The 24,836-nt window shown below is 66.1% G+C and carries 24 protein-coding genes, 1 pseudogene and 1 riboswitch; of the genes and pseudogenes, 15 read left to right on the forward strand and 10 right to left on the reverse strand.

Annotation, left to right across the window (positions count from 1 at the left end; translation table 11 throughout):
• Nucleotides 1-14 precede the first annotated feature (14 nt).
• The 6 genes from tolB to FA90_RS02485 form a co-directional block, all read right to left on the reverse strand.
• Nucleotides 15-1,277 (reverse strand): Tol-Pal system beta propeller repeat protein TolB, encoded by a 1,263-nt coding sequence (gene tolB / locus FA90_RS02460; RefSeq protein WP_036165586.1) that lies wholly within the window; start codon nt 1,275-1,277, stop codon nt 15-17.
• A gap of 28 nt (nt 1,278-1,305) precedes the next feature.
• A complete protein-coding gene (gene tolA / locus FA90_RS02465) occupies nt 1,306-2,394 on the reverse strand; it encodes a cell envelope integrity protein TolA (protein WP_051971343.1) in 1,089 nt (362 codons plus the stop codon).
• Nucleotides 2,395-2,406: 12 nt separating this feature from the next.
• Complete coding sequence (locus FA90_RS02470; RefSeq protein WP_036165588.1) at nt 2,407-2,835, reverse strand: biopolymer transporter ExbD; 429 nt, start codon at nt 2,833-2,835, stop codon at nt 2,407-2,409.
• 23 nt (nt 2,836-2,858) lie between these two features.
• Nucleotides 2,859-3,542 (reverse strand): protein TolQ, encoded by a 684-nt coding sequence (tolQ, locus tag FA90_RS02475; protein ID WP_036165591.1) that lies wholly within the window; start codon nt 3,540-3,542, stop codon nt 2,859-2,861.
• A 46-nt stretch (nt 3,543-3,588) separates the two neighbouring features.
• Nucleotides 3,589-3,993: a tol-pal system-associated acyl-CoA thioesterase gene (ybgC, locus tag FA90_RS02480; RefSeq protein ID WP_036165594.1), complete on the reverse strand. Its 405-nt coding sequence runs from the start codon at nt 3,991-3,993 to the stop codon at nt 3,589-3,591.
• Between the two features lie 288 nt (nt 3,994-4,281).
• A complete protein-coding gene (locus FA90_RS02485; RefSeq protein WP_036165597.1) occupies nt 4,282-5,028 on the reverse strand; it encodes an SDR family oxidoreductase in 747 nt (248 codons plus the stop codon).
• Between the two features lie 208 nt (nt 5,029-5,236).
• A riboswitch (ZMP/ZTP riboswitch) is annotated at nt 5,237-5,342 on the forward strand.
• Nucleotides 5,343-5,453: 111 nt separating this feature from the next.
• Between FA90_RS02485 and glyA the strand changes: the two genes are divergently transcribed.
• The 9 genes from glyA (at nt 5,454) to FA90_RS02530 (ending at nt 12,771) form a co-directional block, all read left to right on the forward strand.
• The gene (gene glyA, locus FA90_RS02490) at nt 5,454-6,701 is read left to right on the forward strand and encodes a serine hydroxymethyltransferase (RefSeq protein WP_036165599.1); all 1,248 of its coding nucleotides are present in this window, start codon (nt 5,454-5,456) and stop codon (nt 6,699-6,701) included.
• Nucleotides 6,702-6,874: 173 nt separating this feature from the next.
• Nucleotides 6,875-7,345, forward strand: coding sequence for a transcriptional regulator NrdR (gene nrdR / locus FA90_RS02495; RefSeq protein WP_036165602.1), 471 nt, complete (start codon nt 6,875-6,877; stop codon nt 7,343-7,345).
• Between the two features lie 135 nt (nt 7,346-7,480).
• A complete protein-coding gene (pilV, locus tag FA90_RS02500) occupies nt 7,481-8,053 on the forward strand; it encodes a type IV pilus modification protein PilV (RefSeq protein ID WP_081933586.1) in 573 nt (190 codons plus the stop codon).
• 5 nt (nt 8,054-8,058) lie between these two features.
• The gene (locus FA90_RS02505) at nt 8,059-9,018 is read left to right on the forward strand and encodes a PilW family protein (RefSeq protein WP_036173767.1); all 960 of its coding nucleotides are present in this window, start codon (nt 8,059-8,061) and stop codon (nt 9,016-9,018) included.
• Entirely contained in the window at nt 9,015-9,818 is an 804-nt protein-coding gene (locus tag FA90_RS24735) for a pilus assembly protein (protein WP_051971344.1), read from the forward strand. Before FA90_RS02505 ends, FA90_RS24735 begins: the two co-directional genes overlap by 4 nt.
• A gap of 53 nt (nt 9,819-9,871) precedes the next feature.
• A complete protein-coding gene (locus FA90_RS02515) occupies nt 9,872-10,339 on the forward strand; it encodes a type IV pilin protein (protein WP_036165605.1) in 468 nt (155 codons plus the stop codon).
• A gap of 20 nt (nt 10,340-10,359) precedes the next feature.
• Nucleotides 10,360-10,911, forward strand: coding sequence for a GspH/FimT family pseudopilin (locus tag FA90_RS02520; protein ID WP_239700506.1), 552 nt, complete (start codon nt 10,360-10,362; stop codon nt 10,909-10,911).
• Between the two features lie 89 nt (nt 10,912-11,000).
• Nucleotides 11,001-12,119, forward strand: a complete 1,119-nt coding sequence (ribD, locus tag FA90_RS02525) for a bifunctional diaminohydroxyphosphoribosylaminopyrimidine deaminase/5-amino-6-(5-phosphoribosylamino)uracil reductase RibD (protein ID WP_051971345.1) — start codon at nt 11,001-11,003, stop codon at nt 12,117-12,119.
• A 22-nt stretch (nt 12,120-12,141) separates the two neighbouring features.
• Nucleotides 12,142-12,771, forward strand: coding sequence for a riboflavin synthase (locus FA90_RS02530; protein WP_036165611.1), 630 nt, complete (start codon nt 12,142-12,144; stop codon nt 12,769-12,771).
• A gap of 197 nt (nt 12,772-12,968) precedes the next feature.
• On the opposite strand, the gene FA90_RS25435 is transcribed toward FA90_RS02530, so the two are convergent.
• Nucleotides 12,969-13,424 carry a DUF695 domain-containing protein gene (locus FA90_RS25435; RefSeq protein WP_197065232.1) on the reverse strand — a complete coding sequence of 152 codons (456 nt, stop codon included), beginning with the start codon at nt 13,422-13,424 and terminating at the stop codon, nt 12,969-12,971.
• Nucleotides 13,425-13,583: 159 nt separating this feature from the next.
• Nucleotides 13,584-14,741 carry a hypothetical protein gene (locus FA90_RS24740; protein ID WP_081933588.1) on the reverse strand — a complete coding sequence of 386 codons (1,158 nt, stop codon included), beginning with the start codon at nt 14,739-14,741 and terminating at the stop codon, nt 13,584-13,586.
• A 319-nt stretch (nt 14,742-15,060) separates the two neighbouring features.
• Here FA90_RS24740 and FA90_RS02540 point away from each other — a divergent pair, with 319 nt between their 5' ends.
• Nucleotides 15,061-17,013, forward strand: a complete 1,953-nt coding sequence (locus FA90_RS02540) for a S9 family peptidase (protein ID WP_051971347.1) — start codon at nt 15,061-15,063, stop codon at nt 17,011-17,013.
• 18 nt (nt 17,014-17,031) lie between these two features.
• On the opposite strand, the pseudogene FA90_RS02545 reads toward FA90_RS02540, so the two are convergent.
• Nucleotides 17,032-17,844 (reverse strand): annotated as a pseudogene (locus tag FA90_RS02545) (LysR substrate-binding domain-containing protein); the annotation flags it as partial.
• Between the two features lie 61 nt (nt 17,845-17,905).
• Between FA90_RS02545 and FA90_RS02550 the strand changes: the two are divergent.
• On the forward strand, nt 17,906-19,084 hold the full coding sequence (locus FA90_RS02550; protein ID WP_036165617.1) for an MFS transporter: 1,179 nt from the start codon (nt 17,906-17,908) through the stop codon (nt 19,082-19,084).
• 4 nt (nt 19,085-19,088) lie between these two features.
• On the opposite strand, the gene FA90_RS02555 is transcribed toward FA90_RS02550, so the two are convergent.
• Nucleotides 19,089-21,983, reverse strand: a complete 2,895-nt coding sequence (locus tag FA90_RS02555; protein WP_081933590.1) for a pitrilysin family protein — start codon at nt 21,981-21,983, stop codon at nt 19,089-19,091.
• A 247-nt stretch (nt 21,984-22,230) separates the two neighbouring features.
• Here FA90_RS02555 and ribBA point away from each other — a divergent pair, with 247 nt between their 5' ends.
• The 4 genes from ribBA (at nt 22,231) to FA90_RS26140 (ending at nt 24,791) form a co-directional block, all read left to right on the forward strand.
• Nucleotides 22,231-23,346, forward strand: coding sequence for a bifunctional 3,4-dihydroxy-2-butanone-4-phosphate synthase/GTP cyclohydrolase II (gene ribBA / locus FA90_RS02560; RefSeq protein WP_036165620.1), 1,116 nt, complete (start codon nt 22,231-22,233; stop codon nt 23,344-23,346).
• A 55-nt stretch (nt 23,347-23,401) separates the two neighbouring features.
• Entirely contained in the window at nt 23,402-23,881 is a 480-nt protein-coding gene (ribH, locus tag FA90_RS02565; RefSeq protein WP_036165623.1) for a 6,7-dimethyl-8-ribityllumazine synthase, read from the forward strand.
• A 16-nt stretch (nt 23,882-23,897) separates the two neighbouring features.
• The gene (nusB, locus tag FA90_RS02570; protein ID WP_036165626.1) at nt 23,898-24,368 is read left to right on the forward strand and encodes a transcription antitermination factor NusB; all 471 of its coding nucleotides are present in this window, start codon (nt 23,898-23,900) and stop codon (nt 24,366-24,368) included.
• 123 nt (nt 24,369-24,491) lie between these two features.
• Nucleotides 24,492-24,791, forward strand: a complete 300-nt coding sequence (locus FA90_RS26140; RefSeq protein ID WP_156116553.1) for a hypothetical protein — start codon at nt 24,492-24,494, stop codon at nt 24,789-24,791.
• Nucleotides 24,792-24,836 lie beyond the last annotated feature (45 nt).

The raw sequence follows: 24,836 nt of genomic DNA on the forward strand, positions 1-24,836 counted from the left end.
CTGGTCAAAAATATTTACTTCATAAACGGGCCCCAGCTGGGCTCCCGAATGTTTCCCGCTTGCGTCGACAGGTTTTGCTTGATGCGCCCGTCGACCGACACCACGGACAGCGCGGTACGGCCGCCACCCTTGGTCGCATACATGATGTATTTGCCGTTCGGCGAAAAACTCGGTTCGGTGGCCCCATCGGCCAAGCGTTGTTCCTGGCCGCTGGCTAGGTCCATCGCATACAGAGAAAAACCCCCGCTGCGTTGCGAGATCCACGCCAGCGTCTTGCCGTCCGGGGATACACGAGGGCTGATATTGTAGCTGCCATTGAACGTGACACGGGTGGCCTGGCCGCCGTTCGCGCTCATTTTGTAGATTTGCGGACCGCCGCTGCGGTCGCTGGTGAAGTAGAGAGACTGGCCATCGGCCGAAAAGCGCGGTTCGGTATCGATGCCGGAGCTGTTGGACACGCGGTGCATGCCGCTGCCATCCGCGTTGACCACGAAGATCTGGGTATTGCCGGTCTTGGACAGGGCCAGGGCCAGCTTGCTGCCGTCCGGCGACCAGGCCGGGGCCGAGTTGTTGCCCTTTTCGTTGGCCACCACGGTGCGCTTGCCGGTGATCAGGTCCTGCACGTAGATCACGGGTTTGCGCAGTTCGAATGAGACGTAGGCGACCTTGGTGCCGTCCGGCGACCAGGACGGCGAGATGATCGGCTCGCGGCCGTGCGCCGCCACTTGTTCGTTGGCGCCGTCGGCATCGGCCACGACCAGGGTATAGTCGCGGCCGGGGTTCTGCTTGACGTAGGTGATGCGGGTGCTGAAGATGCCGCGCACGCCGGTCAGCTTTTCATACACGTCGTCGGCGATGCGGTGCGCCTCCAGGCGGGTACCGTTGGCGCCGAACGAGCCGGCCAGCTGCGACAGCTGTTTCTGGTTGACGGTGTCGAGCAGCTTGTAGCGCACCTGGAAGCGGCCGTCGGCCAGCTTGCTGACCGAGCCGACCACCAGCGCATTGGCGCCGCTGGCCTTGAAGGCGTTCAGGTCGACGTTGGCGCTGTCCGAAATGGCCTGGTGCGCGTCGATGACCTTGAACACGCCGCTGCGCTCGAGGTCGGCGCGGATGATGGCCGAGACCTGGTCGGGCGCGACGCCTTCCTCGGCAAAGGCGGCCACCGCCACCGGGATCTGGTTGCTGCCCACGCCGGCGATGTCGATGCGCAGCTGGGCATGCGCGGCCGCGCCCATCAGCAGGGAGGCCGAAAACAGCAGGGTATGTAGTTTTTTCATAGTTCTCTCATTAGTTGGAGCCCGGCGATCACTGCATATCCTTCATCTTGAAGTTGATCTCCAGGGACCGGTCTACCGTACCATCCTTCTTCTTGGGCAGCGGCGAGGACGCCTTGATCGCGCGTTCGATCGCGTCGTCGAACGCTGGCACGCCGCTGCTCCTGGTCTTGCGGACCGAAATGATTTCACCGGTCGGCAATTGATCCACGTGGAAGGTTACGACAGGATTGCCCGGATCGTCGCCACCGTAGGATGAGTTGCCCTTGACCTTGGCCGTGATCGCGGCGACGTAGCCGGCGTCGCGGTGCGGTGCGCTCGATTTCTCGGCCGCACCGGTGCTGTTGGCGCTGCCGCTGCCGGCGGCGGCCGCCATCATGCGCTTCAGGTCTTCCTGGCGCTGCTTGTCGAGCTTGGCCTGTTCGGCCTTGTCCGCTTTCGCCTTGGCGAGCTTGTCGGCTTTTTCCTTCTCCAGCTTCTTCTTGGCGTCGGCTTCCTTCTGCGCCAGTTCCTTGGCCTTCTGTTCCTGGGCCGCTTTCTTGTCGGCCAGTTCCTTCTCTTTCTTGTCCTCGGCTTCGCGCTCTTTCTTCTCGGCCAGTTCGCGTTCCTTCTTCTCGGCCAGCTTGGCTTTCCTGGCGTCCTCGCGCTTCTGCTCGGCGATGCGGTCCAGGCGCTCCTGCTCGCGCTCGCGTTCCTCTTCTTCCTGCTGCTGTTGCTGCTTGCGCTTCAGTTCATCCTTGCGCTTCTTCTCGCGCTCGAGCGCGATGTCCGGCGGCGCCGGCTGCTTGACGACCGGCTGCTCGACCGGCGGCGGTGGCGGCGGCTCGACCGCTTTCGGGGTCGGCTCGGGCGGCGGTGGCGGAGGCGTGTCCGGCTGCGGTTCGGGTTCGGGCTGCGGCGGGGGCGGCGGGGCCGCGGTCTGGGTCTTCATGTCCCAGACTTCGGCCTCGACCGCGACCGGCTCGTGGTTCTGCCAGCTCACGCCGATCGCCAGGAAGGCCAGCAGCAGGGCGTGCACGCCCACCGCCAGGCCGATCGACGGCCAGCGCTTCGGTTCGGGCGGCACGTAGTGCGGACCGCCGTCGTGCTGGTCAGTCAGGTTGTGCTTCGTCGCCGACATTCGATGCACTCTTTACTTGGTCGCCAGGCCGACGCGGCTGATGCCCATCTTCTTGGCTTCCGAAATCAGCTGGATGACGTCGTCGTACTTGCTGTCGCGGTCGCCGGCGATCAGCACCGGCAGGTCCGGATTGCTCTCGTGCAGCTCGCGCAGGCGCTGCACCACCGCGGCGCGGTCGGACACGTCTTCGAACGGCTGCGGATGCTTGCCGGACACGCCGATCGACAGCTTGGCGTCGGGCTTGATCGCGACCTGGATGTAGTCGTCCGGCGGCTGGGTCGAGCGCTCGGCGTTCGGCAGCTTGATCTCGGCCGGATTCTGCGACGGCGGCACCGCCATGAAGATGATGAGCAGCACCAGCATCACGTCGATGTAGGGCACGACGTTGATGTCCGACTTGAGCTTGCGGCGGTTGCCGCGCATGCTGCTGTTGAAGGCCATGACTATTGCTCCTTGCCCGCTGCTCAGCGCGACTGGCGCTGCAGGATGTTCGAGAATTCCTCGACGAAGCTTTCGAAGCGGATCGCGAGGCGGTCGATGTCGTGGGTGAAGCGGTTGTAGGCCACCACGGCCGGAATCGCGGCGAACAGGCCGATCGCGGTTGCGATCAGCGCCTCGGCGATGCCCGGCGCCACGGTGGCCAGCGTTGCCTGCTGCACGCTGCCCAGGCCGCGGAAGGCGTTCATGATGCCCCAGACCGTACCCAGCAGGCCGATGTAGGGCGAAACCGAACCGACCGAGGCCAGGAAGTTCAGGTGGGTGTCGAGCGAATCGAGTTCGCGGTGGAAGGCGGCGCGCATCGCGCGGCGCGCGCCGTCCAGCACGGCGTTGACGTCGAGCGCATCGCGCGAAGCCTGCTTGCCCTTGATGAATTCGCCCATGCCGGCTTCGAAGATGCGCGCCAGCGGGCCGCTCTGGTCGCGCTGGCTGCTGGCGCTCTGGTGCAGCGTGTGCAGGTTGCCGCCGGCCCAGAAGTTGCGTTCGAACTGCTCGGTCTGGCGGCGCGCGGCGCGCAGCGCGAACAGCTTGCGGAAAATGTAGGTCCAGCTGAACAGGGAGACACCCAGGAGCAGGGCCAGGATCAGTTTGACCAGGATGTGGGCGTTGCTGATCAGTTCAATGAAGGAGAGGTCTTGGACTGCGTTCATCGGGTGCGGTGTGGTGTGGTCAGATGGGTTTCGAAGCGCTCAGCATTCAGGCGGCCTGCATTTTAGCAGCGACCATGTCGGGCAGGGAACGCGGCCGCATCGACGCCTTGTCGATGCAGCCGACTTTTACGTCGGCGCTGGAGAGCAGGGTGTCGCCGCGCCAGGCTTGCTGCGCGAACTGGATCGAAGCGCGGCCTAGCTTTTTCACGCTCAAGGTCAGCTTCAGTTCATCGTCGAGGCGGGCGGCGGAAACATACTCGATGACGGCGCTGCGCACCACGAAAGCGACGCCGTCGCGCTCCAACAGGTCTTGCTGGTGAATGCCGAGCGCGCGCAGCCATTCGGTGCGGACCCGTTCGAAGAACTTCAGGTAATTGGCGTAATAAACGATGCCGCCGGCGTCCGTATCCTCGTAATAGACTCGAACTGTCCAGGTGAAAACTGAAGGCATTTCAGCTGCCATAAATGAAAATGGGAAACATTTTACGCCATTTTTATGATTGATATGTACGCTGGCGTACATATGCCCGCAAGTTGAGCTGCAATTCGCGGCAGGCCCCGGCGTTCGGACCTGATGAAACGTGCAGTAGACTTGACCGGATCATGTCAAGCCAACCACTGTAACACTTTTTCACACCACATGGCGCTGCTGATACAAAGCGCAACAATACAGATTCGCCCACGGTCATGGCGCGTGCAGGCAGGCCGAGCGGCACCTGCCTCGTGTCGGCCGATCGGCTCAGTTGCGCTTGATGTTGAACGGCGCGAAGCCCTGGCAGGTCGGCATCAGCTCGATCAGGTTGACGTTGACGTGCGGCGGCAGGCTGGCGATCCAGAAAGCGGTCGCGGCGATGTCTTCGGCGGTCAGCGGCTGCGTGCCTTCGTAGACCTTGGCCGCGGCGTCGTCGTCGCCCTTCATGCGCACGTTCGAGAACTCGGTGCCGCCGCACATGCCCGGCGCGATGTTGGTGGCGCGCACGCCGGTGCCGACCAGGTCGGCGCGCAGGTTCAGCGTGAACTGCTCGACGAAGGCCTTGGTCGCGCCGTACACGTTGCCGCCCGGGTAGGGGTAGTGGCCGGCCACCGAACCGAGGTTGATCACCAGGCCGCTGCCGCGCTCGACCATCTGCGGCAGCAGCGCGTGGGTCATGGTCACCAGGCCCTTGACGTTAGTGTCGATCATGGTTTCCCAGTCTTCGAGCGGCACTTCGTGCGCCGGCTTGGTGTTCAGCGCCAGGCCGGCGTTGTTGATCAGGACGTCGATCTGGCGCCAGGATTGCGGCAGCATCGACAGCGCTTCCTCGATCGAAGCCTTGTCGGTGACGTCCATCTCGACCGGCAGCGCCGATTCGCCCAGTTCCGCCGCGAGCGCGTCGAGGCGGTCCTTGCGGCGTGCGGCCAGCACCACCTGGTGGCCATGCTTGACGAAGGTGCGCGCCATGGCGGCGCCGAAGCCGGCCGATGCGCCGGTGATGAAAACGATCATGATGAAGTCCTGGGAAGGTGGCTGCAATAAGATATGCGCTACGAACTGCGGGAAGCTGCAAACTGTCCGATTGTAGCCGAAATGGCCATCTTGAGTGAGCGGCAAGCCTGCCTCGGGCCGGCATCGAGCGCGCTGCGCGTCATTGACAGCAGGTCATCGGTTTCCTTGCCTGTCCACTGGGACATCACTTACAATCGCTTCTTCCTTTTACGTCTCACGTAACTGGCGAAAACCGCGCGCCGTGCCGGCGCGGCGAAGGTGGGGTTCCACCGGGGAACGTGAGATGCCGTTTGCCGTTCGCCTGGGCAGCCACCGATGGGTATGCGCCGATCGCAAGGTCTGTACGCGCGGCTGTCCGCATTGCGCGCGGTCCCGCCTTTCAGCGCCGCCTGTTGCCTGGTACTCGAATCGATTGGAGTTTTTTCATGTTTGCAAAAGATCACACGCTGGCCAAGGTCGACCCGGAACTGTGGGGCGCCATCCAGAAGGAAAACCAGCGCCAGCAGGACCACATCGAGCTGATCGCATCCGAAAACTACACGTCGCCGGCCGTGATGCAGGCCCAGGGCTCGCAACTGACCAACAAGTACGCCGAAGGCTACCCGGGCAAGCGCTACTACGGCGGCTGCGAATTCGTCGACGTCGCCGAGCAGCTGGCGATCGACCGCGTCAAGGAACTGTTCGGCGCCGAAGCCGCCAACGTCCAGCCGAACTCGGGCTCGCAAGCCAACCAGGGCGTGTTCTTCGCCATGCTCAAGCCGGGCGACACCATCATGGGCATGTCGCTGGCCGAAGGCGGCCACCTGACCCACGGCATGGCGCTGAACATGTCGGGCAAATGGTTCAACGTCGTCTCGTACGGCCTGACCGAGCAGGAAGACATCGACTACGAGGCCATGGAACGCATGGCGCGCGAGCACAAGCCGAAGCTGATCATCGCCGGCGCGTCCGCCTTTGCCTTGCGCATCGACTTCGAGCGCTTCGCCCGCATCGCCAAGGAAGTCGGCGCCTACTTCATGGTCGACATGGCCCACTATGCCGGCCTGATCGCCGCCGGCGAGTACCCAAACCCGGTCCCGCACGCCGACTTCGTCACCTCGACCACGCACAAGTCGCTGCGCGGCCCGCGCGGCGGCATCATCCTGATGAAGGCCGAGCACGAGAAGGCCATCAATTCGGCGATCTTCCCGGGCATCCAGGGCGGTCCGCTGATGCACGTGATCGCCGGCAAGGCGGTCGCGTTCAAGGAAGCGCTGTCGCCGGAATTCAAGGCTTACCAGCAGCAGGTCGTCAAGAATGCCAAGGCGCTGGCCGAGACCCTGATCGCGCGCGGCCTGCGCATCGTCTCGGGCCGCACCGAGTCGCACGTGATGCTGGTCGACCTGCGCTCGAAAGGCCTGACCGGCAAGGAAGCCGAAGCGATCCTGGGCCAGGCGCACATGACCACCAACAAGAACGGCATTCCGAACGACCCGCAGAAACCGTTCGTGACCTCGGGCATCCGCCTGGGCAGCCCGGCCTTCACCACCCGCGGCTTCAAGGAAGAGGACGCGGTCAAGGTCGGCCACCTGATCGCCGACGTCCTGGACAATCCGCATGACGCCGCCACGATCGAACGCGTCAAGGCCGAAGTCAAGGTCCTCACCGACAAGTACCCGGTCTACCAAGTTTGATGGTGGGGCCTCGACAAACCTGCTGCGTGTTGCAGCGACGGCCTGCGATGCTCACCGTACCGGATGTACGGCTGCGCTTCTCGGCCGCCGCTGCGGCCGCTCGCTACGGTTTTTCGAGGCCCGTTACGTTTCGGGCGTTTTAAAAATCAATTGCTCAGTAGCACTCAGCGCTTATGAAATGTCCGTTCTGTCAGCATGAAGACACCCAGGTGCTCGACACCCGGGTGTCCGAAGTCGGCGACGCCATCCGGCGCCGGCGCCGCTGCGTCCAGTGCGACAAGCGCTTCACGACCTATGAGCGGGTCGAGCTGTCGATGCCGATCATCGTCAAGAAGAACGGCAGCCGCACCGAGTTCGAATCGTCCAAGCTGAGCGGCAGCCTGCGCCTGGCGCTGCGCAAGCGCCCGGTGCCGGCCGCCGCGATCGACGCCGCCGTTGCCTCCATCGAAGAGAAGCTGCTCACCAGCGGCCGCCGCGAAGTCGACACCGGCTACGTCGGCGAGCTGGTGATGCAGGAACTCAAACGCCTCGACAACATCGCCTATATCCGCTTCGCCTCGGTGTACAAGAACTTCAAGGATTTGTCGGAGTTCCAGGAAGCCATCGCCGAAGTGGGGCAACCGCGCAAGCCGGCAGGCGAGTAAGCGGTTTAACCTGCGCCGCCGCTGCGGCACTCCATCCCCGATTTAGTTCCGTCTTTAAGCTTGAGCCAGCTCCCCGGCTCAGGTCGTCATGCCTGATACCTTCTCGGCTCGTTCAATCGCGTCGAAAGGATAGGCATGTTTCTGCGTTGCAAAGCACCGGCGGCGGTGGCGTACCGCGGCTTTACGCTGGCCGAGGTATTGGTCGCATTGCTGGTGGTCGCGGCCGGCATCGCCGGCGCCGTCGCCTTGCAGACGCGTGCGCTACGCGCTGCGCGCGAGGCCGAGCGCTTGTCCGGCGCCACCCGCCTTGCGGCAGCGCTGGCCGAACGCATGCGCGCGAACGCGGTATCGATCGCGCTCCCGGACGCCGCCAATCCCTATCTCCAGTTCGATTACGACAGCGCGGCCGGCGTGCTGCCCACGGCCGACGCCTGCTTTGGCGCCGACTGCACGCCGGCGCAACTGGCGGCTTTCGATTTGTCCGAGACCGCGCAGGCGCTGGCGCAGGTTCCCGGTGCGCGCATCCGCGTGTGCCGCGATGCGGCCGCGCCCGCGGATGGCGCCGCCTTGCCGCCATGGGCGTGTGACGGCCAGGGCGGGGCGCCGGTGGTGGTCAAGCTCGGCTGGCGCGAGGGTGAGGCGGCTGCCGCGCCCAGGCTGCAGCTGACGGTCGCAGGTGGCGCCGCCGTGGGTGCGGGGGCGCCATGATCGGCATGCGCGTGCGTGGCCTCAGTCTGGCCGAGATGCTGGTGGCGCTGGCGCTCGGCCTGGCCACGGTGCTCATCGCCGGACGCCTGCTGCTGCTCGCCACGCGCGCGCAGGCGGCGCAGGCGGAAGCGGCGGCGCTCGACGATGGCGGGCGCTACGCGGCCGAGTTGCTCGGGCGCGCCGTGCGCCAGGCCGGCTACGTCGACGCTGCGCTGCTGGCCGCGCCCGATGCCGCCGCCGCGGTCGACGCCATGCCCGCGGCCGTCGCCGGCTACGACGCGCGCTCGCTGAGCCGCACCGCCAACGCCCTCGACGACCCGTTGCCCGACCAGGTCAACGGCAGCGACGTGCTGGCGCTGCGTTTTCCCGGCGCCGGCGCGCTGCCCGGCGGCGACGGCAGCATGGCCAGCTGCGCCGGCGTCCCGGTCGCGCAAGGCGAGCAGGGCTGGAGCATCTTCTACGTCGCGCGCAACGCCGACGGCGAGGCCGAGTTGCGCTGCAAGTACCGCGGCGCCGCCAACTGGAGCGCCGATGCGCTGGTCAGCGGCGTCGACGGCTTCCAGGTGCTGTACGGCCTGGACACCGACACGCCGCCGGATGGCGTGCCCAACCGCTACGTCAACGCCGACGCCATCCGCGCGCTCGACGCCGCGCTGCCGGCCGGTTTGCCGCCCGGGCAGTTCAACCGGATCACGCACTGGAAACGGGTGGCCAGCGTACGCGTCGGCCTGCTGCTGCACGGCATCCGGCCGACACGCGCGGACAGCGCCGCCGGCGTGTATCGCCTGCTCGGTCCGGGCGCGTCGGATCCGGGCGACGCCGGCAGCGTGCTGGACGAAGCCACGTTCACGCCCGAACAACGGCGGCGCGAGCGGCGGCTGTTTTCGATGACTTTTGCGCTGGAACGTCCGCTGCCGGTGGCGATGCCGGCGGCGCCACCTCCATCGCCGGGAGCGTCGCCATGAAGTCGCACCTGTCGCGCTATCTTCCTTCCCAGCCGCCGCGCCAATGCTCGGGCAAAGGCCGGCGCGAGCGCGGCATGGTGCTGCTGTTCGCCTTGCTGCTGATGCTGGTCGCGATGATCGCCGCCCTGGCCGTGGCGCGTACCGGCTTCGCCTCGATCGCTGGTGCGCGCCATGAACGCGAGCGCCTGCTGGCGCACGGCGCGGCCGAAGCGGCACTGCGCGACGCCGAGCGCGACATCGCGGGCGCCGGCCCGCCGGCACGCGCGGCCATGTTCGCGCCAGGCGCGGCGCCGGCCTGGCCCAGCGGCTGCGGGCAGGGCGCCGCCGATCGTGGCCTGTGCGCACAGACCAACCCGCCGGCCTGGCAGGCGCTCGACCTGGCCGCGCCCGGCAACCCGGCGCTGGTTCCCTACGGCGGCGTCACCGGCGCGCCGATCGGTACCGGCGGCCTGCTGCCCGCGCGTGCGCCCGTCTACCTGATCGAACGGCTGGCGCCAGGCGCCCAGCCGGGCGCGTTGTACCGGATCACGGCGATCGGTTTCGGCGCGCAGGCGTCGATGCTGGTGGTGCTGCAGGCCCTGTACCGCACGCCCGCTGCGCCATCCGCTCCGCCGGCGCCTGCGCCAGCGCCTGCCGGTCCTGCCGGCGCTGCCGATGACCAGAACGATGACGGCGACCATGACGGGAGCGGCGGCGCCAGCCCGGCTGCGCCTTCTCAATCGTCGCCGCTGCCGGCCGGCCGCATCGGCGCGCGCGAGATCGTCAACTGGCGCCAGCTGCACGCCCAGGCCCAGCCTTGAATCCGGCATCGCGAACAACACCCGCATCACTGCACACGAACGAAGGAGACCCGATGGACGACACAAGAACGGACTGGGGCTTCACCCTGGTCGAAATGATGATCGTGATGGCGATCGTCGTGATCCTGGCGGCGCTGGCCTGGCCCAGCTACAGCCGCCAGACGGTGCGCGTCAAGCGCGTCGAGGGCCAGGTCGCGCTGATCGACGCCATGCAGCAGCAGGAACGTTTCCGCTCGCAGCACAACCGCTACCTCGAATTTTCCTCGACGGCCAGCGAGGACGAGGCGCAGGCCTTTCATTGGTGGTCCGGGCACGCTCCGGCCAGCAGCGCCTACGAGCTCGATGCGCACGCGTGCGCGGACACGCCGCTGGCCGAGTGCGTCGAGATACGCGCCCGGCCCGGCACCGCCAAGGTCGACGCGCGCTTTCGCGATCCCGACTGCGGCGTGCTGACGCTGGACAGCCTGGGCCGCCAGGGCGCCGAGCCGGCCGCGGGCGCCAACGTGCGCTGCTGGCCATGAGGCCCGGCCGCAGGGGCGCGATGACGCTGATCGAATCGCTGGTCGTGCTGGCGATCGCCAGTGTGGCCCTCGGCCTGGCGGCGCCCGACCTGGCTGCGCTGCTGCGCGTGCAGCGCTTGAGAGCGGCCAGCGGCGAGCTGTTCGCCGCAGTCGGCCTCGCGCGTGCGCAGGCGCTGGCGCGCGGCGAGATCGTCGTGCTGGCGCCGCACGATCCGGCCGGCCTGGACTGGCGCAGCGGCTGGACCGTGTTCGTCGACCGCGACGGCGACGGCCGGCCCGGCGCGGGAGAAGAGCGGCTGCTCGAGCACGGCCCGCTGGCGAGCGGCATCGCGGTCGACTACGCCTTCACGAGCCCAGCGCCGCCGCACTATATCGCCTACAATGGCGCCGGGCGCGGCTGCAGTGCGGCCAACGCAGCGCAATCGCGCCTGGGCACGCTGTCGCTGTTCGCCGGGATTGAGGGCGGCGACGCGATCCGCCGTATTAAAATCAACATGCTGGGCCGGGCGCGCTTGTGCGATCCGGCGCGCGACGCCGGTTGCGACGGCGCCGCCGCACCGTCCGGCCCATGACGCTTGCCCTTGACTCTTATCCCTTGATCGATCGAGACCGAACCACCGTGCAGACAGACACAGCGCAGATTCACGACGATGCCGCAGGCATGGCCCTGGCCCTGGCCTGGGCGGCGAAGGGCATGTACATCACCACGCCCAATCCGCGCATCGGCTGCGTGATCGTGTGCGACGGGGAGGTGATCGGCGCCGGCCACACCCAGCCGGTCGGCCAGGCGCACGCCGAGGTGCAAGCGCTGCGCGACGCCGCCGCACGCGGCAACGACGTGCGCGGCGCCACCGCCTACGTCACGCTGGAGCCGTGCAGTCACTACGGCCGCACGCCGCCGTGTTCGCTCGCGCTGGTGCAGGCGGGACTGGGCCGCGTGGTCTCTGCCATGGTGGATCCGAATCCGCTGGTGGCCGGGCGTGGCCTGGCCCAGCTGAGCGAGGCCGGCATCCAGGTGGCGTCGGGCACGATGGCCGAGCAGGCCTATGAATTGAACATCGGCTTCTTCCAGCGCATGCGCCACGGCCGGCCCTGGGTGCGCCTCAAAACCGCCGCCAGCCTGGACGGCGTCACCGCGCTCGAAAACGGCGAAAGCCAGTGGATCACCGGCCCGGACGCGCGCCTGGACGGCCATCGCTGGCGCGCGCGCGCGAGCGCGATCCTGACCGGCATCGGCACCGTGAAAGCCGACGATCCGCAGCTGACCGTGCGCGGCGTCGAGGCCGAGATCGGCCCGTTCGTGCCGCCGCGCCGCGTGATCGTCGACAGCCGCCTCGACATCGCCCTGGATGCGCGCATTCTGCAGGGCGAGCCGTGCTGGATCGTCGCCGCCCAGCCGGATGCGGACAAGGAAGCCGCCCTGCGCGCGGCCGGCCACGAGATCATCATGCTGCCGAACGCCAAGGGCAAGGTCGATTTGCCGGCGCTGATGCAGGAACTCGGCCGGCGCGAAATCAACGAACTGCACGTCGAGGCCGGCTCGAAACTGAACGCCTCGCTGGTGCGCGAGGGCTGCGTCGACGAATTGCTGGTCTACCTGGCGCCCAGCCTGATCGGGCCGGGGCAGGGCATGTGCGCGCTGCCGCCGCTGGCGCGCCTGGCCGACAAGAAGCAGCTGCGCTTCCACGCCATCGACCGCGTCGGCAGCGACGTGCGCATCCTGGCGCGCTTCGAAGACCGACAGCCGCCGGCGCGAGCCGTATCCCAAGAATCGAATTGAACTGAACCAAGAAGGAACAAGCATGTTTACTGGTATCGTCGCTGCCGTCGGCAGCATCCAAGCCGTCAAGCCGCTCGAAGGCGGCTCGTTCGCCGGCGTGCGCCTCGAGATCGACTGTGGCGGCCTGCCGCTGGCCGACGTCGCGCTGGGCGACTCGATCGCCATCAACGGCGCCTGCATGACGGTGGTCGAGAAAACCGCCCAAAGCTTCGCGGTCGACGTCTCGCGCGAAAGCCTGAACCGCACCGTCGGCCTGGACCAGCCGGGCGAAGTCAACCTGGAAAAGGCGCTGACGCTGGCCGAGCGCCTGGGCGGCCACCTGGTGTCGGGCCACGTCGACGGCCTGGGCGACGTGCACAGCTTCGAGCCGATCGGCGAGTCGTACCAGCTGGTGATCGACGCACCGGTGGAACTGGGCAAGTTTCTGGCCTACAAAGGCTCGGTGGTGGTCAACGGCGTCTCGCTGACCGTCAACAACGTCCAAGACCTGGAAGTCGGTGGGAAGAAGGTCTGCCGTTTCTCGATCAACCTGATCCCGCACACGATCGCCGTGACGACGCTGAAGCACCTGCACGCCGGCGCCAAGGTCAACCTGGAGATCGACCTGATCGCGCGCTATGTCGAGCGCATGCTGAGCGCGGCCAAGGCCTGAGGCGCTTCGGTGCCGTGAATGAATGAAGACGTCGCAAGGGAACGACGTCGAGAGCATTCTCGCCGGCCGGCGGAATGCTCGTATCGGCGCCGCGTCATGGACAAATAAAGCTTCCGGAAAGCGCTGGCGATAATGTCTGCTTCGCTCCGAAGCGTCCGGTCAGCAAAACGATGGAAATCGGTCGGGCACCGTGTACTTCATTTTGAGAACGATGCATAAACTGTCCATTCTGGATCACGAACAGCTATGCATTGCACGTCATGCGATGTCGTTTCGACTCTCAACCTCTCATGAATACCTGCGACAGACCCACCGTTTTGGATATGGAAAACAAATTCCTTGAAAGTACCGGTTGTTATCGTCAGTACATGAATGGCTGGGCCAGATAACTTGAGATACGAAAGGATTTTCTCCTCCATCTGATTCAGAACAGCGTTCTCGGATGAGAATGAGCCTTCATCAAAATTCGGATGCTCGAACGGTATCGCAAAGCCAACGCGTATTCCTAGTGACGGATGCTTCGACCAACGCTTCGCAGTTGTGTTGATTCTAACGAGCATTGGACCATCGGCCGTCGATGCTCGCATTACCGACCACAATTCCTCGTCTTCATTGAGGTCATCGATCGGTAGGTGTTTCTTGAAAGGCCACATAGCTATTCGTGAAGATTTTGTATGATGGCCGGGCCCAAGGGCCTGACCGTGCGGTGATGCTGCCGCCGCTCGTGGCCGAACGCGACCCTTCGTAAGCCTCAGGGCGCACGTCCACATCCAGCGGCACACGCCCAGGTCCGCCACGCAGGCGTATGCCTTCTAGTGTTCATCAAGGTGCAGTCGGAACGGAAACCGCATGGCGCACGGCTGGCCGCGGCATAGCGCGGGTTTGTATCGAAGCGAAGCCGCCCCGGCAGCCGCATAACGTCGCAGGTCGGGCGTGTCGAGACCGCCCAGGCCGATGGTGGACACCTTGCCGTCGGGGCCCACGTTCGCATAAATGATGACGTCGCCGCGCAGCCGCAACGCACCGCTGATTCTCGACATGATCTTGTAGAACTCCATCGGCCCGTCGAGAGGGTAAGGGGGCTCATCGCCTTCCTCTAGTGCCGGGTAATAGCTTTGAACCAGGCGCTTTTGCTCGGGCGTGAGTGCGGCGTACCCGACATCGGGCGGCACTACGCTCCCTCGTGCAACTTCGCGCGGTAGATATGCCCCATTCGCCGTCTCTGTGACCACTTCATACGTTCTTTCGGCTTTGGGCGGCGGCGCAGTGCCGGCGATGCGCCCATCCACGAATTCGCCCTCGAAATGACGGCCGCTGCCTGTGTAAGTCAGTACGCCATGCCCGTGCCGCTTGCCGCCATGCCACTGGCCGACATACTCGCCGCCGAGCGCATACTTGATGTGTCCCTGGCCCTCGTATTCGCCGTTCAGCCATTGACCCTCGTAGCGGTCGCCGACCGGCGATACGCCGATACCCGTCCCGGTACGCTCCCCATGCCGTACCTCGCCTTCGTACATTCGTCCGTCCGGATCGAGAAACGTCCCTTTACCATCGGGGAAGCCGTCCTTGAAGGTACCCGTGTAGAAGGCGCCGCCGCCCAGTGCCAGCGCAGCTTCACCGTCGATCGCGCCGCGCCGCAATGTCGCTTCCAATCGAATGGCCTTGCCGTCCTTGCTGCGCCAACCCAGTTCGCCCGGCCCTTCGGCGTAGCCGTTCGTGCAAGCGCCCTTCCAGTCGACAGCACCCGACGGGGGAGGGACCACTGAACTGATCTTGCAGTCGGGGCGTCCAAGCCCATCCGGTTGCGCCTGCTGGGCTGCAACCGGCGTGGCGCATAACCAGACGGCAGTGAATCCCGCGGCCGGCAGTGCCAAGTGGCCGGCAGCGTGCATGCATGCGGACGATATTGTCTTGAGCCCGACAAAGGATCCCGACGACGCCCCGGCGCCGAAATGGCTTGTCTTTTTCATTTTCCAGCTCCAGGTCTCTCAACAGTGTGCAAACGGTCCTCCGGCAATGGTTTGATTCGTCCTCCGCTGATGGCGGATGGCAGACGTTGTCGAGCAGACAGTCTACGGTTGAGTTGTCCTGGGAGCAAGTGCCCTGTTTATCTGCCTTCATTCAGCCCGGACACGACACGAAACAGTTCTCCCATTCTCGTCCATTTGGCGTAGACTGCCCGATGGCAATTTCGTCAACCATAGGCAAGACATTTGCCTGTCGGTGTGTTTACGCGAAAGCCCCATACCTACCCCTGATGGAAGAACCACGACAAAAATAGGACGTGAAATGACTCAGTTGAATGCAATCGTGCGCGGCGGCGCGCTGGCGGCGCTGCTGGCGGCAAGCGGTCTGTGCTCGGCGGATGCGGGCGGCATCCATAACTACCGCGGCCTGGCGATGAATGCCGCCGGCGACCGCATCGCCAGCATGGAATCAAGCGAGGGCGACCGCGCCGGCGGACGCATCGTGGTGCGCGCGAGCAGCGACGGCAAGATCGTCTCGAGCTACGAGCGCACCGCCGCTTGCGCCAACTGCCGCCTGGACGGCCTGGCCTGGTCGCCGGACGGCAAGGCGATGGCCATGATCGGCACCGACGCCAAGGCCGGCACCGCCACCGTCTACGTGCTGCGCGACGGTAAATTCAGCACCGTCACGACCGTCAAGGGCATCGCCAACACCGTGCGCTGGTCGCCGGATGGGCGCCAGCTGGCCTTGCTGGCCACGGTCGGCGCCAAGAAGCTGACCGGCGCGGTGGAAGCGGGTGAGCGCCAGATCGGTGAGATCGGCCTGTCCCAGAACGAGGACGAGCAGCGCATCGCCGTGGTGGCGGCCAGCGGCGGCGAGGCGCGCCTGGTGTCCCCGGGCGACACCTTCGTCTACGAGTACGACTGGACCCCGGACGGGCGCGGCTTCGTGGTCACCAGCGCCAAGGGTAACGGCGACAACAACTGGTGGGTCGCGACCCTCGGCCACGTCGACGCCGCCAGCGGCGCGCTGCGCGTGATCGCCGCGCCGAAGATGCAGATGAACATGCCGCACGTGTCGCCGGACGGTTCTACCGTCGCCTTCATCGGCGGCCTGATGAGCGACTTCGGCTCGATCGGCGGCGACGTGTACACCGTACCGCTGGCCGGCGGCCAGCCGGTCGACGCCACCCCGGACTACCGCGCCACCGTCACCGGCATCAGCTGGCGCGGTAAGACCATCCTGGCTTCGGTGCTGGCCGGCAGCGACGCCGCCATCGCCCAGATCGATCCGACGGCCAGGACCAACCGCACGCTGTGGCACGGCCCGGTGTCGGCATCGGCCTCGCGCGACGGCCACTTCGCCTTCAGCGCCGACGGCCAACGCGCCGCCTCGGTGCTGGAAGACTATGAGCACGCGCCCTACATCGTCGCCGGCAATTTGCCGGAGCTGAAGGCGATCACCACCGACAACGCCGGCTTCGCGGCCAACGTCAGCTCGAAGAACATCACCTGGACCAACGACGGCTACCACGTGCAGGGCTGGCTGATCGGCCCGCGCAAGGTCGACGCCGGCAAGACCTATCCGATGATCGTGATGGTGCACGGCGGCCCGTCGGCGGCGGTGACCCCGCGTTACGTTTCAAGCGGCGAGGGCGGCGGCCTGGCGCGCGACCTGGTCGAGCAAGGCTATTTCGTGTTCATGCCGAACCCGCGCGGCAGCTATGGCCAGGGCGAAGCGTTCACCAGCGCCAACCGCAAGGACTTCGGCCGCGGCGACTGGAGCGACATCCTGGCCGGCGTCGACGCCGTGATCAAGGCGGCGCCGGTCGACGGCAACCGCCTGGGCCTGATGGGCCACTCCTACGGCGGCTACATGACGATGTGGGGCGTGACCCACAGCACGCGCTTCAAGGCCGCGGTGGCCGGCGCCGGCATCGCCAACTGGATCAGCTACTACGGCCAGAACGGCATCGACACCTGGATGGTGCCGTTCTTCGGCGCCACCATGTACGACGATCCGGCCGTGTACCGCGCCGCCTCGCCGATCGAGAACATCAAAGCCGCGAAGACGCCGACCCTGGTCTACGTCGGCGAGCGCGATGTCGAGTGCCCGCCGGCCCAGTCCTTCGAGTTCTGGCACGGCCTGCGCGCGATGAACGTGCCGACCACGCTGCTGGTGTACGACGGCGAAGGCCACGCCTTCCGCAAGCCGGAAAACCAGAAGGACTTGCGCGCGCGCGAGCTGGCCTGGTTCGCCAAGTACCTGAAGTAAGTAGGTGAAACCGCTGGGTCAGGCGTCGAACGGACGCTGGCCCAGCACCGCCGCCACGTGGTCCACAAAACACGTGATGCGCGCGGCCAGCGCCGTGTTGCGGTAGTAGACCGCGTTGATCGGCTGGAGCACGTCCAGCGTCTGTTCGGCCAGCACCTGCACCAGCCGGCCGGTGGCGCGGTCTGCGCCGGTCATGAAATCCGATAGGCAGACGATGCCGAGGTCGGCCAGCGCCATCTGGCGCAGCGTCTCGCCGCTGGACGAGGCGATGGTCGGGCGGATGCGCAGCAGGCTGCCGTCGACGGCGCGCAGCGGCCAGTCGTTCAGGGTCTCGGGCCGGTTAAAGCCGAGCAGCACGTGGTCGGTGAGTTCGCACGGCATCGTAGGCGTGCCCTGGCGCGCCAGGTAGCCAGGGCTGGCCAGCACGCGGATGCGGCTGGTGCCCAGCAGGCGCGCATGCAGCGTCGAATCCTTCAGCACACCGATGCGCAGCGCCACGTCGGTGCGCTTTTCGATCAGGTCGGTGATGCCTTCGTTCGAATCCAGTTCCAGTTCGACCTCGGGATAGCGCTCCCGGAAGCCCGCGAGCAGCGGCACCAGCACGTGCAGCATGAACGGCGTGGCGGCGTCGACCCGCAGGCGGCCCGCCGGACGCATGCGCCGCGCCGCCATCTGTTCTTCGGCGGCGTCGACCGCATCCAGGATCGTGCGCGCGTGCTCCAGGAAGGCCGCGCCTTCTTCCGTCAATTCGAGGCGGCGCGTGGTCCGGCGCAGCAGCGTGGTCTGCAGCTTGTCTTCGAGCCGGCCGAGGGTGCGGCTGGCCGCCGACACCGCAAATATAAATCAAGGACAATACCTCCATCGAAAAACCGCTCTCTTTTCAAGGTAAGCCATGAAATCTTCCACAGCATTATTGGCGCTCGCCACCGGCGCCTTTGCCATTGGCACCACCGAATTCACGCCGATGGGCTTGTTGCCCGTGATCGCCCACGGTGTCGACGTCGACATTCCCAAGGCCGGCATGCTGGTGTCGGCGTACGCGATCGGCGTGATGGTCGGCGCCCCGATCATGACGCTGCTGTTCAGCCGCTTCGGCAAGCGCGCCGCGCTGATGTCGCTGATGCTGATCTTCACTGCCGGCAACCTGATGTCGGCGTTCGCGCCGGGTTACACGACGCTGCTGCTGTCGCGCCTGATCACCAGCCTGAACCATGGCGCCTTCTTCGGCATCGGCGCCGTGGTGGCGGCCAGCCTGGTCCCGAAAGAAAAGCAGGCCAGCGCGATCGCTGCCATGTTCATGGGCCTGACCGTCGCCAACGTCGGCGGCGTGCCGGCCGCGACCTGGATCGGCCAGCAGGTCGGCTGGCGCATGACGTTTGCCGGCACCGCCGTGCTCGGCCTGGTGACCATCGGCGCGCTGTGGCTGGCGCTGCCCAAGGGCGAACCGGGTGCGCGTCCCGACGTGCGCCGCGAACTGGGGGTATTGACCAGCCGCGAGGTGCTGATGGCGATGGGCACCACCGTGCTCGGCTCGGGCGCGATGTTCGCGTTGTACACCTACGTCGCGCCGATGCTCGCCGAGATCACGCACGCCAGCCCGGGCTTCGTCGCGCTTGCCCTGGTGCTGATCGGGGTCGGCTTTACGCTCGGTAACAGCCTGGGCGGACGCCTGGCCGACTGGTCGCTGGACGGCGCCACCAAGCTCATCCTGGCCGCGCTCGCGGTCATCATGGTCTTGCTGCCGCTGCTATTGAAAACCCACGTCGGCGCGGCCATCGGCCTGCTGGTGTGGGGCGCGGCGGCCTTCGGCATCGTGCCGCCGGTGCAGATGCGTGTGATGCAGGCGGCGGCCGGAGCGCCGGGCCTGGCGTCGGCGGTCAACATCGGCGCCTTCAACCTGGGCAACGCGCTCGGCGCCGCGCTCGGTGGCGTCGTGATCGCCCGCGGCCTCGGTTACGCGGCGGTGCCCTTCGTCGGCGCGGCGCTGGCGGCCGGCGGCCTGGCGCTGGTGTGGATCGGCCATGCGGCCCGCGCACGCGAGGCCGGCCGGCCTTCGGCCACCTCGCTGTAAGGCATCAAGGCCGCGCCGCCGTCTTCGGCCCGGCCATGGCGTCGAGCGGGGCCGCCGGCGTCTTGTCCTTGCCGGCTTCCGGCGCCAGCACCACCTGCACGTAGTTGGCCGGATCGAGGTAGTGCTGGGCTGCGCGTCTGACGTCGTCCACGCTCAAGGCGTCGATCTGCTGCTCGATGCTCAGGATCGTGGCCGGATCGGTGCCCTCAAGCAGCGAGGTCTGCAGCGCGGCCAGCCAGTAGCCGTTTTCCTGCAGCGACTTGCGGAAGTTCTGGCGCCAGTTGCGCTTGACCTTGTCCAGGTCGAGCGGGTCCGGGCCTTCGGTGCGCATGCGTTCGATTTCGCCGAAGGTGGCGGCGATCACCTTGTCGACGTTGGCCGGGCCGGTCGGCAGTGTCATGTTGGCGATGTAGTTGCTGTAGGGGATGCGCGTCATCGAGCTTTCCATGCCGCCGCCATAGATCAGGCCGAGCTTTTCGCGCAGCACGTCGATGATGCGGATGTTCATGATCTCGGTCAGCGCCGCCAGGCGCAGCTCCTCGGGCTCGCCGACCTCGGTCGGGCCGGTGAACACCAGCGACACCGTGCTGCGGTCCTCCAGGCCGATCTTGACCTCGCGCTTGACCACGCCGCGCACCGGGCGGATGCCGAGGTCGCGAAAGCCGGTCGGGATGTCCGGCGTCGGCAGGCTGCCCAGGTAGGTCGCCAGCAGCGGCTTGATCGCGTTCGCGTCGAAGCTGCCCACGAAGATGAAGGTGAGGTCGCGGGCAGACGAGAAGCGCTGGCGGTAGATCGCGATCGCGCGGTCGAGGTCGATCTTGCGGATGTCTTCCGGCCGCGTCGCGTGCGGCGCGCGTGGATTGTTGGCGTACAGCGTGGCCAGCACCGTGTCGCCGAACACCGCGCCCGGCTGCGACAGGCGGTTGCGCGCCAGCTCCATCTGCTTTCCGATAAACGATTTATACAGATTCTCGTCGCGCCGCACGCCGTCGAACTTCAGCCACACCATCTGCAGCATGGTCTCGAGGTCGGAAGCGCCGGCGCTGCCGGCCACGACGTCGGTGTTGGCGCCCAGGCCGGCGCTGACCGACGCCGCCTTGCCGGCCAGGACCTTGCTCATCTCGAGCGGCGAAAAATTCTTCAGGCCCATCGCCGCGACAATGCTGTCGGCGTAGCGCGCGCTGACCATGTCGCGCTCGTCGAACAGGTTTTGGCCGCCGTGGCGCGCGGCGCTCATCAGAATCTGGTCGTTGCGGAAGGCGGTCGGTTTCAGGATCACCTTGACGCCGTTGGACAGGCTCAAGCGCGTGATGCCGAGGCGCGCGTCCTGGCTCTCGGCGACGATCTTGCCGGGCGCGGGCGCGCGTTCCATCAGCGTGCCGGCGACGGCTTTTTCGTCGCGCGCCGTGACGTCGGCCTTTTCCGCGCCGGCCACCGCCGCCAGCAGCTGTTCGCCGCTCGGGGCCGGGGCGTCGGCCTTGGCCGGGCCGGTGTAGACCACCAGCTTGCCCGAGTCCGCGGGAATCGTGCGGTGCGCCCACGCGTTGATCTCGTCCAGCGTGATGCTCGGGATCATCTCGTTGGCGTAGCGGTATTCGTTGTCGATGCCCGGGATCGACTCGCCCTCCAAAAAGTTGCGCATATACTCGGCGGCGTGGTCGGCCGAGTCGGTTTTTTCGCGCTCGGCGTAGCCGCGTTCGTAGGCACGCAGCACGTTCTTCTTGGCGCGCTCGAGCTCGGCGGCGGAAAAACCGAACTTGCGGGCGCGCTCGTTTTCCTGCACCAGCGCGTCGATCGCCGGACCGGCGCCCTTGTCGCCCAGCGCGGCCATGGCGTTGTACGAGCGGTAGCGCGGCGTCAGCGGAGACAGTGCGCTGCTGGCGGCCATGAAGGGCGGGGCGGGCAGCTGCGACAGTTCCTGCAGGCGCGCGTTGAGCATGCCGGTGACGAGGATCTCGACCAGCTGCTCGCGGTAGCCGCCGAGGGTCTGGCGTTCCTGCCACGGCAGCACCGGATAGCGGATCAGCACCGAGGCCGGGCCGGCTTCCTTGTCGGTGACGACCACCGCCTCGGTGCCGTTGCGCGCCGGGATCCCGGCGTAGGTGCGCGGACGTTCGTGCTCCGGATTCTTCAAGCCGCCGAAGTGGCGCTTGATGAGTTGTTCGGCCTGGGCCGGGTCGATGTCGCCGACCGCCACCACCGCCATCAGGTCGGGCCGGTACCAGTCGCGGTAGAAGCGGCGCAGCGCGTCCGGCTGGAAGTCGTGGATGATGTCTTCCTGGCCGATCGGCAGGCGCTCGGCATAGCGCGAGCCGTTGTAGATCTTCGGCATCAAGACCTTTTGCATGCGGTTGCCGGCCCCTTTGCCCAGGCGCGCTTCCTCGAGCACGATGTCGCGCTCCTTGTCGATGTCGGCCGCGTCCAGCGTCAGGCCGTGCGCCCAGTCTTCCAGCACGAGGAAGGCCTTGTCGAGGTCGGCCGGGCGGTCGGACGGCACCGGCAGCACGTAGACGGTCTCGTCGAACGAGGTGTAGGCGTTCAGGTCGGCGCCGAACTTGACGCCGATCGACTGCAGGTACGACACCAGCTCGTGCTTCTTGAAGTGCGTCGACCCATTGAAAGCCATGTGCTCCGTAAAGTGCGCCAGGCCCTGCTGGTCTTCGTCCTCCAGGATCGAGCCGGCTTTCACAACCAGGCGCAGTTCCAGCTTGTGCTCGGGCTTGCGGTTGCGCTCGACGTAATAGGTCAGGCCATTGGCCAGCTTGCCGACCTTGACTTGCGGTCCGACCGGCAGCGGATCGTCCAGCTTCAGGGGCGCGCCGTGGCCGAGCGTAGGGACGATGAGTCCGGCAAGAGCTGCGACGAGGACGGCGGTGCTGCGGACGAAGCGGATCATCATGCTTACACTTTTGGTGACTGGAAATAAACCATTCTACTCTGCAGTCATGTGCGCACAGTTGGGTTCGGACGTGACGATTGAACCGGCGCAGTGAAAGGCGTCGTTGTCGTTGTGCAACGGAATTGTCATGCAGATGGCATCCGAATGCATCGCGGGGAGCGAGCGGGCCGAGGGAAGGCCGTCGCAGGCTGGCAAATCCATTAAAATAGCGGGTTTCCGCACCAGCTCATCCCCAGGAACACTCCATATGCCACTCTCCACCACCCAGGAAATCGTCGAGGAACTGCGCGCCGGGCGCATGGTCATCCTGGTCGACGAGGAAGACCGTGAAAACGAAGGCGATTTGGTCCTCGCCGCCGATTTCGTCACGCCCGAGGCGATCAACTTCATGATCACCCATGCGCGCGGCCTGGTCTGCCTGACCCTGGCGGAAGAGATCTGCGACCGTCTCGAACTGCCGATGATGACGACCCGCAACGGCACCTCCTTCGGCACCAATTTCACGGTGTCGGTCGAGGCGGCCGAAGGCGTCACCACCGGCATCTCGGCGGCCGACCGGGCGCACACGATCCGGGTGGCGGTCAACCGCAACGCCAAGCCGGACGACCTGGTGCAGCCGGGCCACATCTTCCCGCTGCGCGCGGTCAAGGGCGGCGTGCTGATGCGCGCCGGCCACACCGAAGCCGGCTGCGACCTGACCGAGATGGCGGGCCTGACCCCGGCCTCGGTCATCTGCGAGATCATCAAGGAAGACGGCAGCATGGCGCGCCTGCCCGATCTGCTCGAGTTCGGCAAGCAGCACAACATCAAGATCGGCACCATCGCCGACCTGATCCACTACCGCAGCCAGCACGAATCGCTGGTCGAGCGCGTGGCCGAGCGCGCGCTGTCGACCGAACACGGCGACTTCCAACTGGTCGCCTTCCGCGACAAGCCGAGCGGCTGCGCCCACCTGGCGCTGGTGCATGGCGAGCCGACGCTCGACAAGGAAGCGCTGGTGCGCGTGCACCAGCCGGTGTCGATCCTCGACCTGCTGGACAACCGCGCCACCTCGCACTCGTGGACCGTGGCGTCGGCGATGCAGGCGATCCAGGCCGCCGAATCGGGCGTGCTGGTGCTGCTCAACTGCGGTGAGACGGCGCCGGAACTGTTCGCGCAGTTCGACGACAAACCGGTCAAGCCCGCCGGCCGCGCGGCCACGCTCGACCTGCGCACCTACGGCATCGGCGCCCAAATCCTCAAGCAGCTCGGGGTGCGCCGGATGAAGCTGCTGGCCAACCCGCGCAAGATGCCCTCGATGACGGGCTTTGACCTCGAAGTCACCGGTTACCTGGCGAAGCCGGAAGACCGGACGGCCGCATAAAGCGTTACCATTCACCCCATTCAATCAACGAAACAACAGAACAAGAGGCATAGCCATGACGGTAGGAACTTTTGAAAGCAATATGGCGGGCGAAGGCCTGCGCATCGGGATCGTGCAGGCGCGTTTCAACGCCGATGTCGGCCACGGCCTGCTGTCGGCATGCCTGGCGGAACTGAAGAGCCTGGGCGTGGCGGACGAGGACATCCTGCACGTGACCGTGCCGGGCGCGCTCGAGATCCCGCTGGCGCTGCAGAAGATGGCCGAGACCCAGCAGTTCGACGCCCTGATCGCGCTGGGCGCGGTGATCCGCGGCGAAACCTATCACTTCGAGCTGGTCTCGAACGAGTCGGGCGCCGGCATCACCCGCGTCGGCCTGGATTTCGGCATGCCGATCGCCAATGCCGTGCTGACCACCGAGAACGACGAGCAGGCTGCAGTGCGCATGACCGAGAAGGGCGCCGACGCTGCCCGCGTCGCGGTCGAGATGGCCAACCTGCTGTTCGGCCTGGACGAACTGCAGGCGGAAGAAGAGTAAAACGAGGCGCAAAGACATGATTGAAAAAACCACGCACGCCAACCCGAACAAGAACCGCACGCCGCGTCACCGCGCGCGCGAGTTCGCGCTCCAGGGTCTGTATCAATGGCTGCTGAACAATGAGCCGGCATCGACCGTCGTCAACCACATCCGCAGCGCGCACGGTTTCGACAAGGCCGACGGCGAGTACTTCGGCGAGCTGCTGCACGGCGCGATCGCCCAGTCGGTCGAGCTGCGCGAAACGCTGGCTCCGACCGTCGACCGCCCGATCGCCGAGCTGTCGCCGATCGAGCACGCGGCGCTGCTGCTGGGCGCCTGGGAGCTGAAGAACAAGATCGAGATCCCGTACCGCGTCGTGATCAACGAAGCGGTCGAGCTGACCAAGTCCTTCGGCGGTACCGATGGCCACAAGTACGTCAACGGCGTGCTCGACCGCCTGGCCGGCAAGCTGCGTCCGGACGAGGTGGCGGCGGACGCGAAGCGCTGATCTGCATTACCTGTATATATTACGCAAAAGCCGCTTCGGAAGACCGGGCGGCTTTTTTTATCGGCAGTCCGGAACGTCGGGGACACTTCTCTCTATGCTTATGGATTCAAAACCACGGATGACATGGTGTACTTAGCATTAACCCCAGAGGGTCTGAAAGAAATTCTGGATGCATCCAAGGCCGGGAAGGATCCCGTATGGCGCAGTGCAGATGCATTGTCAAAGGCGGATTTTGAGAAGCTCGAGCGCGGCAATGTGACACGTTTTACCTACTCACTGGCAAATGTCGACAAGGCGACAATCGAGGGTGCGCTCGCGACCATCGAAGAGCATCACCCGGGAGAACGGGTCTGGATCGAGAGCACGCAAATGACAAGCCTTCAAAGGCGTCATCGTACATGGATAGCGTCGGGCCAAAAATGAAAGCCACCGCGGCTCCCGCCAACGGTGGCTTTCGACCAGGACCGG

The organism is Massilia sp. 9096 (genome assembly GCF_000745265.1).
In the GTDB taxonomy this organism is placed as follows: Bacteria; Pseudomonadota; Gammaproteobacteria; order Burkholderiales; family Burkholderiaceae_D; genus Telluria.

Bases quoted from the DNA above. Each gene is read 5' to 3' on its own strand.
- tolB (WP_036165586.1), bottom strand. From the start codon at position 1,277: ATGAAAAAACTACATACCCTGCTGTTTTCGGCCTCCCTGCTGATGGGC.
- tolA (WP_051971343.1), bottom strand. From the start codon at position 2,394: ATGTCGGCGACGAAGCACAACCTGACTGACCAGCACGACGGCGGTCCG.
- FA90_RS02470 (WP_036165588.1), bottom strand. From the start codon at position 2,835: ATGGCCTTCAACAGCAGCATGCGCGGCAACCGCCGCAAGCTCAAGTCG.
- tolQ (WP_036165591.1), bottom strand. From the start codon at position 3,542: ATGAACGCAGTCCAAGACCTCTCCTTCATTGAACTGATCAGCAACGCC.
- ybgC (WP_036165594.1), bottom strand. From the start codon at position 3,993: ATGCCTTCAGTTTTCACCTGGACAGTTCGAGTCTATTACGAGGATACG.
- FA90_RS02485 (WP_036165597.1), bottom strand. From the start codon at position 5,028: ATGATCGTTTTCATCACCGGCGCATCGGCCGGCTTCGGCGCCGCCATG.
- glyA (WP_036165599.1), top strand. From the start codon at position 5,454: ATGTTTGCAAAAGATCACACGCTGGCCAAGGTCGACCCGGAACTGTGG.
- nrdR (WP_036165602.1), top strand. From the start codon at position 6,875: ATGAAATGTCCGTTCTGTCAGCATGAAGACACCCAGGTGCTCGACACC.
- pilV (WP_081933586.1), top strand. From the start codon at position 7,481: ATGTTTCTGCGTTGCAAAGCACCGGCGGCGGTGGCGTACCGCGGCTTT.
- FA90_RS02505 (WP_036173767.1), top strand. From the start codon at position 8,059: ATGCGCGTGCGTGGCCTCAGTCTGGCCGAGATGCTGGTGGCGCTGGCG.
- FA90_RS24735 (WP_051971344.1), top strand. From the start codon at position 9,015: ATGAAGTCGCACCTGTCGCGCTATCTTCCTTCCCAGCCGCCGCGCCAA.
- FA90_RS02515 (WP_036165605.1), top strand. From the start codon at position 9,872: ATGGACGACACAAGAACGGACTGGGGCTTCACCCTGGTCGAAATGATG.
- FA90_RS02520 (WP_239700506.1), top strand. From the start codon at position 10,360: ATGACGCTGATCGAATCGCTGGTCGTGCTGGCGATCGCCAGTGTGGCC.
- ribD (WP_051971345.1), top strand. From the start codon at position 11,001: ATGGCCCTGGCCCTGGCCTGGGCGGCGAAGGGCATGTACATCACCACG.
- FA90_RS02530 (WP_036165611.1), top strand. From the start codon at position 12,142: ATGTTTACTGGTATCGTCGCTGCCGTCGGCAGCATCCAAGCCGTCAAG.
- FA90_RS25435 (WP_197065232.1), bottom strand. From the start codon at position 13,424: ATGTGGCCTTTCAAGAAACACCTACCGATCGATGACCTCAATGAAGAC.
- FA90_RS24740 (WP_081933588.1), bottom strand. From the start codon at position 14,741: ATGAAAAAGACAAGCCATTTCGGCGCCGGGGCGTCGTCGGGATCCTTT.
- FA90_RS02540 (WP_051971347.1), top strand. From the start codon at position 15,061: ATGACTCAGTTGAATGCAATCGTGCGCGGCGGCGCGCTGGCGGCGCTG.
- FA90_RS02550 (WP_036165617.1), top strand. From the start codon at position 17,906: ATGAAATCTTCCACAGCATTATTGGCGCTCGCCACCGGCGCCTTTGCC.
- FA90_RS02555 (WP_081933590.1), bottom strand. From the start codon at position 21,983: ATGATGATCCGCTTCGTCCGCAGCACCGCCGTCCTCGTCGCAGCTCTT.
- ribBA (WP_036165620.1), top strand. From the start codon at position 22,231: ATGCCACTCTCCACCACCCAGGAAATCGTCGAGGAACTGCGCGCCGGG.
- ribH (WP_036165623.1), top strand. From the start codon at position 23,402: ATGACGGTAGGAACTTTTGAAAGCAATATGGCGGGCGAAGGCCTGCGC.
- nusB (WP_036165626.1), top strand. From the start codon at position 23,898: ATGATTGAAAAAACCACGCACGCCAACCCGAACAAGAACCGCACGCCG.
- FA90_RS26140 (WP_156116553.1), top strand. From the start codon at position 24,492: ATGGTGTACTTAGCATTAACCCCAGAGGGTCTGAAAGAAATTCTGGAT.